This is a genomic window from Paracoccus sp. M683 (assembly GCF_007096355.1).
Taxonomy (GTDB): Bacteria; Pseudomonadota; Alphaproteobacteria; order Rhodobacterales; family Rhodobacteraceae; genus Paracoccus.
Genome location: NZ_VKDF01000014.1, coordinates 89,520 through 101,964 on the forward strand (window position 1 = coordinate 89,520; position 12,445 = coordinate 101,964).

The 12,445-nt window shown below is 63.1% G+C and carries 9 protein-coding genes; 6 read left to right on the plus strand and 3 right to left on the minus strand.

Features of this window, described 5'->3' with window-relative positions:
- Window positions 1–133: 133 nt before the first annotated feature.
- The gene (locus tag FNJ84_RS18555; protein ID WP_255471294.1) at window positions 134–2,200 is read right to left on the minus strand and encodes a hypothetical protein; all 2,067 of its coding nucleotides are present in this window, start codon (window positions 2,198–2,200) and stop codon (window positions 134–136) included.
- 279 nt (window positions 2,201–2,479) lie between these two features.
- Here FNJ84_RS18555 and FNJ84_RS22240 point away from each other — a divergent pair, with 279 nt between their 5' ends.
- Window positions 2,480–2,761: a hypothetical protein gene (locus tag FNJ84_RS22240; RefSeq protein ID WP_221932010.1), complete on the plus strand. Its 282-nt coding sequence runs from the start codon at window positions 2,480–2,482 to the stop codon at window positions 2,759–2,761.
- Between the two features lie 307 nt (window positions 2,762–3,068).
- Here the strand turns inward: FNJ84_RS22240 and acnA are convergent, their stop codons facing one another.
- Window positions 3,069–5,840: an aconitate hydratase AcnA gene (gene acnA / locus FNJ84_RS18560; RefSeq protein ID WP_143794763.1), complete on the minus strand. Its 2,772-nt coding sequence runs from the start codon at window positions 5,838–5,840 to the stop codon at window positions 3,069–3,071.
- Window positions 5,841–6,135: 295 nt separating this feature from the next.
- Here acnA and FNJ84_RS18565 point away from each other — a divergent pair, with 295 nt between their 5' ends.
- From FNJ84_RS18565 to FNJ84_RS18580, 4 genes are all read left to right on the plus strand, one after another.
- Window positions 6,136–7,074: a thioredoxin family protein gene (locus FNJ84_RS18565; RefSeq protein WP_255471295.1), complete on the plus strand. Its 939-nt coding sequence runs from the start codon at window positions 6,136–6,138 to the stop codon at window positions 7,072–7,074.
- Between the two features lie 83 nt (window positions 7,075–7,157).
- Entirely contained in the window at window positions 7,158–8,057 is a 900-nt protein-coding gene (locus FNJ84_RS18570; RefSeq protein ID WP_143794764.1) for a DMT family transporter, read from the plus strand.
- A 14-nt stretch (window positions 8,058–8,071) separates the two neighbouring features.
- Entirely contained in the window at window positions 8,072–8,668 is a 597-nt protein-coding gene (locus tag FNJ84_RS18575; protein WP_143794765.1) for an inner membrane-spanning protein YciB, read from the plus strand.
- Window positions 8,652–9,503, plus strand: coding sequence for a glycosyltransferase family 25 protein (locus FNJ84_RS18580; RefSeq protein ID WP_221932009.1), 852 nt, complete (start codon window positions 8,652–8,654; stop codon window positions 9,501–9,503). Before FNJ84_RS18575 ends, FNJ84_RS18580 begins: the two co-directional genes overlap by 17 nt.
- A gap of 6 nt (window positions 9,504–9,509) precedes the next feature.
- Here the strand turns inward: FNJ84_RS18580 and FNJ84_RS18585 are convergent, their stop codons facing one another.
- Window positions 9,510–10,412, minus strand: coding sequence for a DUF726 domain-containing protein (locus tag FNJ84_RS18585; protein ID WP_143794766.1), 903 nt, complete (start codon window positions 10,410–10,412; stop codon window positions 9,510–9,512).
- 236 nt (window positions 10,413–10,648) lie between these two features.
- Here FNJ84_RS18585 and FNJ84_RS18590 point away from each other — a divergent pair, with 236 nt between their 5' ends.
- Entirely contained in the window at window positions 10,649–12,325 is a 1,677-nt protein-coding gene (locus tag FNJ84_RS18590; RefSeq protein ID WP_143794767.1) for a formate--tetrahydrofolate ligase, read from the plus strand.
- Window positions 12,326–12,445 lie beyond the last annotated feature (120 nt).

Below are 12,445 nucleotides of genomic sequence, written 5' to 3' on the forward strand. Positions count from 1 at the left end.
CAATGGGTAACGGCATGGCCGCGACGGATCCTATGGCCCCTTTGCCACCCAGTCAGCATCACTGACTTGGCCAGTTAAACTTGGGGCCAGATCCGACGCCGATGTTATCGCTCACCTCGGCCAGCTTAGCGCGCTACCTCATCTCGAATTTCCGCCAGAGTGGGGTGCCATGAAAGAGCCATGGACGATAGAGCACGCGGCGCGGATCCGGTGCCTGCGGTGATTTCGATCCAGGTTTCGGCGCATCAGCCCCAAGCCGCATCGCGGGTGTACGTAGAATCGGTGGCTTGGTCCGCCGCTTCGGAAAAGGAATGGCCTCAGTGGACCCTGGAACCCGGATCGATGAGGCACCCCGGTCGACCTTCATGCTGCTGCCGCCCTTCGTGCCGGGGCCGACATATTGCCGGGCCTCGAACCAGTTGTAATAGAGCCGATAGATATTCAGCAGCGCGATCAGGACCACCGGCTTGAAGACCGCGCCGTTGATATACGCGGGACCGTTCCTGGCCCCCTTGCCGCCCGCGCGCTCGGTTGGACTGGTTCGCATGCGTAGTGAGTTCATGAAGGCGGAAACCGGTTGCAGCGTTGACCGCAGCACGCGCCGGGACAAGGCCGCGCGCAGGTCCGGGTCCATGATGTCCTGGTCGAAGGCCATGCCCTTCATACGGCTGCGGTATTGGCTGCGAAGCACAGGGAGGCCAATGACCTTGTCGGTCTCGCCGAAGTGCTGCACCGATGACCGCACCCAGATCTGAGGGAACTGACTGGACTGGAAGTTTGCGATGCAGAAAGGCGACACGTTGCCCTGACGATCGGTGTGAACGGCCGTCGAGAGGCCTTGGGCGCAGAACTGCTCGAGCAAATCGTAGTCTGTCGCAGATGCGCCTTGCGGAAGTGCCGCGCTGGCCTTGAACCGATGGAGACCCGACTTGAAGTCGGCGATCCGCGCCGCGCTCTTCGGAACCGAAGCCTCCTTGTCGAAGGAAATCACGAACCACTCGAAGCGGTCCTCCGCGATCATGTCACGAAAGACATGGGGAACCACGCGCACCATGGCCGCTTCCTGCTCACCGACCAGTGTGATCTTTCCGGCGGGCAGCATGTCGCGCAGGCAGGCGAGATGGGCTGCTTTCGTATAGGTCGGCTTGATCACACCGCCCTTGAAGCTGCTGCGATAGTCGCGGTTGGTTTCCTGGAAGCCGAAATAGCGATGGCGGAGGTCGTCGAGAATCGCCCGTCGGGCCGTGGCATGGTCGAGGCGTTTCTGAACCTCCGGCGGGCGCACCAGACCCAGTGAAGTCTGATCATCGCATGCCCGTTCGAGCCGATCGGTGAAGACCCGCCAGCTCCCCTCGGCGCTCGCGAACAGTATGGCTTCATCGAAGCGCCCCTTCGGGCGTTGAAAGCCGAGCAACGGCGCCTTGAAGGTCTTGCCGGATGCCTGAATATAGGTGTTCCGGATATTGATCGGCTGGCCAGCCTCATCCAGATAGCTGCGCTCGACCAGATCGACCGCGTCGATGCGCGGATCGAAATTCGCGTCGATCCGGAAGACATAGCCACTGCGAATGTCGGCCGAAACCGAGAACAGCAATGGCGTCAGCCGCCTATCTGTCCTGCTCTCCCAGTTGACCGAGATCGTGACATCATCATGGGCGATCCGCATGTGACTAAAGCGTCCCGAGGCCTCGACGCCGTCCTTCCATTCGCGCAGCTTGGCGCGCTCAAAGGCCAGCAGGGTCTTTTCGAGCCAGAAGATGCGGCTATAGACCCGGCTGACGCCGATCTGCTTTCCGGTGTCGGGATCCGCCAGCAGGCGGCGCAGATCGTTGATGCTGGCCCCGTTGACCAGGGCCCGCCGGATCCTGACATTGTCGCGCTGGACCTGCTGTGCCTGATGATCCGGCGACATGGATATCCGAGCCACAGGCTTGCCCTTGCAGGGGCGATGGATGATCCGGAATGCCGAAGGCTTGGCTTTGCGCCGATTGCCGCCGGCCTTGAGGGTCCCATGGGTGCCGTTGAAGGCGAACTCATCCGGGTGCTCGCGGTATCGCACGCCACAGGCGCCGCAAGCTGGACCCGATAAGAGGCCGTTAACCGTTTGCAGCCGATCTTCCTCGTCCAGAAGATGCTGATTTGAGAGCACATTGAAGGAGACGCCGCACTGTCCGTTCCCATGCTGGTGCTCACAGACCATGGAGCGGCCATCTTACCACCTGACCGGTTCTTCGGCATATTCGAATGCGTCGGAGAAGCGGCTGTTCTTGGCGCTGCCGTTGAGCCTGTAGCTGCCTCGGCCCCTCGCGAGCCCTGGCCGGTCAGTCGCCGCGAGTTGCTTTCGGGCACCTGCGCCGAGTCCCCTGAATGCCGGTAGCGAGAAGTCGGGTGCCAGCCCATAGTTGCCGCAATCAGGATCGCCGCAGGTGTTGAGGTTGATCTTTGACGGAACCGCAGGATAGATTGCCTGCAATGACAGTTGCTGAATGCACTTGACCACGCGATCTCCGATCTTTCGTCGTGTCAAGAGCGCCCCCGAGCAGATCGGGAGCTTGGCCATTTCTGGCGAAAACGAAATCCCGAAACGATTTTTCTACAATGTGTTGCGGCGGGACAATTCTCCCGCGCGCCCTCTGAAAGCTCGCCAAAAAATATTAATAAAAAACAAACGCCTGCCGAGAAAAATCTCGGCAGGCGCGAAGGTCATGTCCCAAAATTCGGAATGCGTCAGCCCGAACCGGGGGCTGTTCTTTCGCGCTGACCGCAGCCTTATGCGGCAGCCAGATTCCGCAGCACATANCGATCTCCGATCTTTCGTCGTGTCAAGAGCGCCCCCGAGCAGATCGGGAGCTTGGCCATTTCTGGCGAAAACGAAATCCCGAAACGATTTTTCTACAATGTGTTGCGGCGGGACAATTCTCCCGCGCGCCCTCTGACAGCTCGCCAAAAAATATTAATAAAAAACAAACGCCTGCCGAGAAAAATCTCGGCAGGCGCGAAGGTCATGTCCCAAAATTCGGAATGCGTCAGCCCGAACCGGGGGCTGTTCTTTCGCGCTGACCGCAGCCTTATGCGGCAGCCAGATTCCGCAGCACATATTGCAGCACGCCGCCGTTCTTCAGATAGTCGATCTCGACTTCCGTATCGACGCGGGCCTTCAGCGTGATTTCCTTCACCGTGCCATCGGCATAGGTGATGGTCGCGGGCACCAGCGACAGCGGCTTGAAGTCACCTTCCAGCCCGCTGATCGAGATGACCTCGTCACCCTTCAGGTTCAGGCTTTTCCGGCTTTGACCTTCGGTGAACTCGAAGGGCACGACGCCCATGCCGACCAGGTTCGAGCGGTGGATACGTTCGAAGGATTCAGCGATCACGCCCTTGACGCCCAGAAGATTGGTGCCCTTGGCCGCCCAGTCACGCGACGAACCGGCGCCATATTCCTTGCCGCCCACGATAACCAGCGGCGTGCCCTGATTTTCATAGGCCATGGCCGCATCATAGATCGCGGTCTGCTGGCCATCGGGGCCTTTGGTATAGCCGCCCTCGACGCCATCCAGCATCTCGTTCTTGATGCGGATATTGGCGAAGGTGCCGCGCATCATCACCTCGTGATTGCCGCGACGGCTGCCATAGCTGTTGAACTCACGCGGGGGAACCTGACGTTCGGTCAGGTATTTCCCGGCCGGGGTGCCTTCCTTGAAGGAACCGGCGGGGCTGATGTGGTCGGTGGTGATCATGTCGCCCAGCAGCGCAAGGACGCGCGCGCCCGAGATATTGCTGATGGTGCCGGGTTCTTTCGACATGCCGCGGAAATAGGGCGGGTTCTGGATATAGGTCGAGGTCGAGGGCCAGTCATAGACCTCGGAATCGGTGGTCTCGACTTCTTGCCAGCGCTTGTCGCCCTTGAACACGTCGGCGTATTTTTCCTGGAACATCTCGCGGGTCACGACGCTTTCGACCATGTCCGCAACCTCTTTCGAGGTCGGCCAGATGTCTTTCAGGAAAACCGGCTTGCCATCCTTGGACCAGCCAAGCGGCTCGGTCGTCAGGTCGATATTCATGTCGCCGGCAATCGCATAGGCCACGACCAGCGGGGGCGAGGCCAGATAGTTCGCGCGCACGTCAGGCGAAATGCGGCCTTCAAAGTTGCGGTTGCCCGACAGGACCGCCGTGGCGATCAGGTCGTTGTCATTGACCGCTTTCGAAATCTCGGGGTCCAGCGGACCCGAGTTGCCGATGCAGGTGGTGCAGCCAAAGCCGACCAGATCGAAGCCAAGCGCATCCAGATCCTCTTGCAGACCGGCGGCTTTCAGATAGGCCTCGACCACCTGCGAACCGGGCGCCAGCGAGGTCTTGACCCAGGGCTTGCGGTTCAGGCCAAGCGCACGCGCCTTGCGTGCCACCAGACCGGCAGCCATCAGCACATAGGGGTTCGAGGTGTTGGTGCAGGATGTGATCGCCGCAATCACGACCGAGCCGTCATGCAGCTTGTATTCCTGCCCTTCGACCGCGGCTTCGTGGAAGCCATCCTGATGACCCGGCAGATGGTCGGGCGCGGGTGCGCCGCCCTCGGCGCCCCAGGTGCGGGCCTCTTCGCGGGTCGGTTCGGCCAGCTTGCGCGTGCCGCAGATATATTTGTTGAACTCGAATGCCGCGTCGGACAGGGCAACGTGGTCCTGCGGACGCGAGGGGCCGGAAATCGCCGGGACAACATCGCCCTGGTCCAGTTCCAGCGTCGAGGTATAGATCGGCGCGTAATCCTTGCCGCGCCAGAAACCGTTGGCCTTGGCATAGGCTTCGACCAGCGCAATGCGATCCTCGTCGCGGCCGGTCTGGCGCAGATAGCGCAGGGTTTCGTCATCGACCGGGAAGAAGCCGCAGGTGGCACCGTATTCGGGGGCCATGTTGGCGATGGTCGCGCGGTCTGCCAGCGGCATGTGATCCAGCCCGTCGCCATAGAATTCGACGAACTTGTTCACCACGCCATGCTTGCGCAGCATCTGCACGACCTTCAGCACCAGATCGGTGGCGGTCACGCCTTCGCGCAGCGCGCCGGTGATCTTGAAGCCCACGACTTCCGGGATCAGCATGGAAATCGGCTGGCCCAGCATCGCGGCCTCGGCCTCGATCCCGCCAACGCCCCAGCCCAAAACGGCAAGGCCGTTGACCATGGTGGTGTGGCTGTCGGTGCCGACCAGCGTGTCGGGATAGGCGACGGTCGCGCCGTTCTGGTCGGTATCGGTCCAGACGGTCTGCGACAGATATTCCAGATTCACCTGGTGGCAGATGCCGGTGCCGGGCGGCACCACGCGGAAGTTGTTGAACGCCGACTGACCCCATTTCAGGAAGGTATAGCGTTCGATATTGCGTTCGTATTCGCGTTCCACGTTGAACTGGAAGGCGCGCGGGGTGCCGAATTCATCGACCATGACCGAGTGGTCAATGACCAGATCGACCGGGTTCAGCGGGTTGATCTTCTGCGCATCGCCGCCAAGCGCCTTGATGCCGTCGCGCATCGCCGCCAGATCGACCACGGCGGGCACGCCGGTGAAGTCCTGCATCAGCACGCGGGCCGGGCGATAGGCGATCTCGCGCGGGTTCTGGCCGTTCTTCTCGGCCCATTCGGCGAATGCCTTGATGTCGTCGGTGCTGACCGTGCGGCCGCCATCCTCGAAACGCAGCATGTTTTCCAGCACCACCTTCAGCGCGGCGGGCAGTTTCGAGAAATCGCCCAGACCGGCCTCGGTGGCGGCAGGGATCGAGTAATAGGCAACCTCTTGCGTGCCGGATTTCAGCGTGCGGCGGGTCTTGGCGGTATCGGTTCCGGTGAGGATGGGCATCGGGGCCTCCCTGTCTGCGAATGGATGGGTACGGCGGTGGATTGGTCTAGCTGTGCCTCAAGCGAAGGCGAGGCGCAAGGCCATGACCGTCGTTGGTATGCGACGGTATACTGACGTCAGGATTGTTGCGCAAGAGGCACTATGCATTGTCTCGCGATCAGTTAACACAGGGGTGATTTGGCCTTTTGCCTGCGGCGGGCCTATGCAGGTAGGCATCAGACATGCCAGATTCCCCATTCGGTCAGACCGCACCTTGATCCTGCTTATGCGAATATCGCCCTGCCGCCTGCGCCAGGTGACGGTTGGCTTCGTTGCCGCCACCATGCTGAGCCTTGCCTTGCCAGCCGGTTCCGCCGTGGCGCAACAGTCCGGCCCCGCCGAAAGCCCGGAAGGCGGCGGGTTCGGCGGGTTCGGCGGCTCGGCTGCGGCCGACAGTCGCGGCCCCCTGACGGACCCCTATGCCGATGCGCCGGTCATCGAGGCGCCCGAGGCCAGCGGCTTCAACAGCTTCGCCGACAGTGAAAACGCCGCGCCCCTGCTGGGTCTGGCGGATCTGCCCGGCGCCCCCGTGGTGGTCGAGCTGTTCACCTCGCAGGGGTGCAATTCCTGCCCGCCGGCCGATGCGATGCTGGCCGAACTGGCAGATGACCCGGATGTGCTGCCGCTGTCCTTTCATGTGGATTACTGGGACTATCTGGGGTGGAAGGATAATTTCGCCCGCCCGGAATTTACCCGCCGCCAGAAGGACTATGCCCGCAGCGTCGGTGAAAGGGCGGTCTATACGCCGCAGATGATCGTGGGCGGGCAGGATACCGCGCCGTCGATGCGTCCGGCCGATCTGATGGGGATGATCGACGCGCATCGCGCATCGCCTGCCATGGTCAACATGACCGAAAGGGACGAGGGCGACCGCAAGGTGATCGAGCTGACGCCGCTATCCGATCTGGGCGGCGTGATTGCGGTGTTGCTGGTCCGCTTTGCCCCTTCCCGGCGGGTCGAGGTGACAGCCGGCGAGAACAGCGGTCGCGTGATGACCTATCGCAACGTGGTGCTGGATATTGCCAGGCTGGCCGAATGGGACGGGCGCGCGCCGCTGCGGCTGACCATCGGCGCGGATGTCGCAAGCGGACAGGATTTCCCGGCTGACACCCGCCATGCGATCCTGATCCAGCGCATGTCCGGCGCCAAGGCGCAGATGCCCGGCCCGATCCTGACCGCCCTGCAACTGGACTAGCGCCCCTGCGGCCCTGTCATTGATGCGGATTGCCCCGCCGGACGCTGCTTGCAGATTCTGCAAAAGATTGCGATCTGTCGCGCATGACCGACTGGATTCTTGCCATCGCCGGCACGCCCGAGGGTGCGCGTGTCGCCTCGATTCTGGCGATCGGGGCCGCGTTTCTGCATGCGGTGTTTGGCGCCCTGCAAAAGGGCCGCCACGATCCCTGGGTCAGCCGCGCGGCGATCGACGCCAGCTATGGCCTGATCGCGCTGCCGGTGGTGCTGTTCGTCGTGCCCTTTCCCGAGCCGGGCCTGTGGCCGGTGCTGGCCGGTTCATGGGCGATCCACGTCATCTATAAGCTGGCGCAGGCATCTACCTATCAGCGCGGGGCCTATACCGTCGTCTATCCGGTGGTGCGCGGCACCGCGCCGCTGATCACCATCATCGCCGCCAGCGTGATTTTCCACGAACGCTATAACGGCGTGCAATGGTCGGGTGTCCTGCTGCTGGTCGCCGGCATCCTGGGCCTGGCAATCTATAACTGGCGCAAGCTGACCGAAGGGCGCGAGACGCTGCTGCCGGCGCTGGGTTGGGCGGTTTTTACCGGAATCATGGTCGCCGCCTATACCACCTATGATGCCTGGGGCATCCGTCTTGCGGCCGATCCGTTCACCTTTCTGTTCTGGTTCTTCCTGCTGGATTCGCTGTTCATCCCCTTGATTACCTGGCGCCGCATCGCCAGCTTACCCAATTCCGAGCTGCCCGGCCTGGCGCTGCGCGGGGTGATCGGTGCCATTGTCGCTTTTGCAAGTTTCGGGGCGATCATGCTGGCCACACGCATCGACGAGGTCGGGCGCGCGGCGGTGCTGCGTGAAACCTCGACAGTTTTCGCGGCCCTTGTCGGCTGGGTCATCCTGGGCGAAAAGGTGGGGCCTCGTCGGGTCGCGCTGATGGCGATGATCGCGGCCGGGGCGGTGATTGTGGAATATGCCGGATAAGGGGCAGGATCAGGATGAGCGAGAACCGAACGGGCAAGATGAAGGCCGTGCTGGAATACGGGCCGCTGCTGATCTTCTTCGTCAGCTTCATGCTGTTGCGTGACCGCACTGTCACGCTGCTGGGGCAGGAATATTCCGGCTTTATCGTTGCGACGCTGATCTTTGTTCCTGTGCTGGCCCTGTCAACGCTGGGGCTGTGGCGGTTGACGGGCAAGCTGTCGCCCATGCAGGTCGCGACGCTGGTTCTGGTCGTCGTCTTTGGCGGGCTGTCGGTCTGGCTGAACGATCCGCGCTTTTTCAAGATGAAACCGACGATCATCTACCTGCTGTTTGCCGCAGTGCTGGGCTATGCCTGGCTGGCCGGCAAGAACTGGCTGGAGGCCGTGCTGTCCGAGGCCCTGCCCATGCGGCCCGAGGGCTGGCGCAAGCTGACCCTGCGGATGGCGCTGATGTTTCTGGCCCTGGCCATCGCGAACGAGGCTGTCTGGCGGCTGATGTCGGAAACCAACTGGGTCTATTTCAAGACCTTCGGCCTGCCGCTGCTGCTGTTCGTGTTCCTGCTGGGCAATGCCGGGTTGTTCAAGGAATACGGCATTGAAAAACGCGACTGAGACTGCCGTTCCCGTGGCGCTGACCGTGCTGCCGCGCAGCGGCGCGCGGCTGGCGGTCTATCTGATCAACATGGACGGGGCCACCGACCGGCTGGCCGAGATGCAGGCCCGTCTGGATGCCTTGGGCCTGCCCTTTCAGCGGTTGCCGGGGGTGAATGGGCGGGCCCTGCAATTCCCTATCCCCGAATTCAGCGAATGGTCCTATCGCCTGTTGCATGGCCGCCGTCGCACCCCGCCCGAAATCGGCTGTTACCTTAGCCATGTGAATGCGGCGCGGGCCTTTCTGGACAGCCAGGCCGATCTGGCGCTGATCCTGGAAGATGACGCCTCGTTCGATGCCGATCTGCTGGACACGCTGGATCGTGCGGCGATGCAGCGGGGGTTCTGGAATATCCTGCGGCTGAGCACCGTCAACAACGGGGCGAAATACCCGGTCTGCGACCTGGGCAACGGGCGCAGCCTTGCCATTGCCCTGACACGCGAAAAGGGGGCAGGGGCCTATGTCATCGACCGGCGCGCGGCGGGGTGGTTCACCACCAAGCTGCTGCCGATGCGTCTGGCCTGGGACATCGCCTTTGATCTGGAATACATGGCCGGTCTGCGCGCGGCCTTCGTGGCGCCCCTGGTGGCCAGCCAGCGATCCGAACACGAGACCCAGATTCAGGCCGGTCTGTCGATCTACAAGTTGCCGCGCTGGCGCTATCTGACGGTGCTGCCCTATCGCGCCTGGCTAGAGGTGAACCGGCTGATCTGGCGGGGCGGGCGGCTGATCGCGGCACGATTGTCGGGCGCGGGCAGAACCGGGCAGCAGGACGATCCCGCGTCGGGCAGTTGAACAGCTTCAGGCGGTTCTGCCGCCGAACCGTTCCGGCGGGGCCAGCAGGCGCGACCAGCGCGGTTCGACCTGCGCGGGCAATTGCCGGCGCAACAGGTTCAGCGGCAAGGCCCAGGGCTGGCGCAGCGCGGTGCGATAGAAATCGAAGACCCCGCCCCGCAGATAGGGCGTCCAATGTGACAGGCGGCGTGCGCGGCGATCCATCGGAAACCCAAGACCGGCCAGCATGGCCAGCGTATCTGCATCGTCGATCTGGATGTCGATCCAGTTGGGACGCGGGTTTTCCAGCCCAAAGCCAAGCGCCTGCCGACGCGCAGCTGACACCAGCAGCTCCAGCCCGAAATCGAACAGGTCATTCTCGCGCGAGGTGATGTTCAGAACCTCGGCCGCCTCGCCTGCCGGACTGTCCAGCGCGGCGGCGGCAGCACAGCGGAACTCGGCCCCGGCCATCAGCACCATGCGCCCGATCGCCCCGGCGGTTGAATGGCGCAGCGCCGACAGCATCACCCGCGCGCCAAGCGAATGCCCGATCAACGCGACCGGCCGCCCGCCCGCCTGCGACAACGCGTCGACCATCCGGGCCAGCGCATCCCCCGTCTGCCCGGCGCGGCGATAGGCCGCCCGCAGGCTGCCCCGCGCTTCCCAGCCAAAGCCGATTGCCAACCCCTCGGGTCCGGTTTCATCGGCACCACGAAAGCCCAGGGCGCGCGGCCAGGACAGGGCCTGCGTGGCCGGAAAGGCGGGGTCCAGTGACAGGATATGGCGATGCGGGTCATGACGCGGATGATGGGGCGAAAAGCGATAGCCATGCACCATGACGATGATCGGGGCATCGCTGGCCAGTGCCGCCGCCTGTTGCAGCGCGCCGGGGGGGACCGGCAGATCCGAATTGTGATGCAGCACAGCCATGGCCGCCACCCGTTTTCCCGTTTGATGCGTCTATGCCTCGATCATGCAACAGCCACGTGAACGAGACGTTAAGTCAGCGTGAAATCTGTTGCGTCAACGGGCCAGGCGCGTCCGCATTCCCGAATTTCTTGCAGATTCTGTTTTGACTTGTGACCGGTCGGGCGCGGCCAATCCTTGCCGCTGGCGGGCGCTCCGGCCTAATCTGGCGGCAATCAGGCCGCTGAAGGGGGATGGCGATGGCGTTCAAACCGGATATCGAGATCGCGCGCGAGGCGGCAAAGCTGCCCATCACCCGGATCGGTGCCAAGCTGGGCATCGGGCCCGACGACCTGCTGCCTTATGGCCATGACAAGGCCAAGGTCAGCCAGCGCTTCATCGACAGTTTGCGCGGCCGTCCCGATGGCAGACTGATTCTGGTCACGGCGGTCAACCCGACCCCGGCGGGCGAGGGCAAGACCACCACCACAGTGGGCCTTGGCGACGGGCTGAATGCCATCGGCAAGCGTGCGGCAATCTGCATCCGCGAGGCATCTCTGGGTCCGAATTTCGGCATGAAGGGGGGCGCGGCCGGCGGCGGCTATGCCCAGATCGTGCCGATGGAGGACATGAACCTGCATTTCACCGGCGATTTCCACGCCATCACCAGCGCCCATTCGCTGCTGGCCGCGATGGTCGACAACCACATCTATTGGGGAAACGAGCTGGAAATCGACACCCGCCGCGTGGTCTGGCGGCGCGTGGTCGACATGAACGACCGGGCGCTGCGTCAGGTGACAGCCTCGCTTGGCGGGGTTTCCAATGGTTTCCCGCGCGAGACCGGCTTTGATATTACCGTCGCGTCCGAGGTGATGGCGATCCTGTGCCTGTCGACCGACCTTGCCGATCTGGAACGCCGCCTGGGCGACATGATCGTGGCCTATCGGCGCGATCACAGCCCTGTCTTTTGCCGCGACCTGAAGGCTGCGGGCGCGATGACCGTGCTGCTGAAGGATGCGATGCAACCCAATCTGGTGCAGACGCTGGAAAACAACCCCGCCTTTGTCCATGGCGGGCCCTTCGCCAATATCGCCCATGGCTGCAACAGCGTGATCGCGACGACGACGGCGCTGAAAACCGCCGATTATGTCGTGACCGAGGCCGGCTTTGGCGCCGATCTGGGCGCCGAGAAGTTCATGAACATCAAATGCCGCAAGGCCGGGTTGAAGCCCGATTGTGTGGTGCTGGTCGCCACGGTTCGGGCGATGAAGATGAATGGCGGCGTGGCAAAGGCCGATCTGGGTGCCGAGAATGCCGATGCGGTGCGAAAGGGTTGCGCCAATCTGGGCCGCCATATCGAGAACCTGCACAGCTTTGGCGTGCCGGTGGTGGTCGCGATCAACCACTTCAGCGGCGATACCGCCGCCGAGATCTCCGTGGTGCAGGACTATGTCGCCCGGCACGGATCCGAGGCGATCATCAGCCGTCACTGGGCCGAGGGCAGCAAGGGCGCACTGGATCTGGCCCGCCGCGTGGCCCAGATCGCCGATAGTGGCCAGTCGCAATTCGCGCCGCTCTACGAGGACGAGATGGGGCTGTTTGACAAGATCCGCACCATCGCAACCCGGATCTATCGCGCCGATGAAGTTCTGGCGGACAAACGCATTCGCGACCAGCTGCATGCCTGGGAAGATCAGGGCTATGGCCATCTTCCGGTCTGCATGGCCAAGACCCAATACAGCTTTTCCACCGACCCGAACCTGCGCGGCGCGCCCACCGGCCATTCGGTGCCGGTGCGCGAGGTGCGGCTGTCGGCGGGGGCCGGTTTCGTCGTGGTCATCTGCGGCGAGATCATGACCATGCCGGGCCTGCCACGCCGCCCCGCGGCCGAGACGATCCGGCTGAACAAGGCCGGCCAGATCGAGGGTCTGTTCTGACCCGCCCGCCGAGGCAAGGCCCGAATTTCAAGGCGACATCCCCGGATCGTGACAGGCCGCCTGCGCACAGAAGCTGTGCGTAATCAGCTATTTTTTATCAGACGGTCAAGGCGCATATCC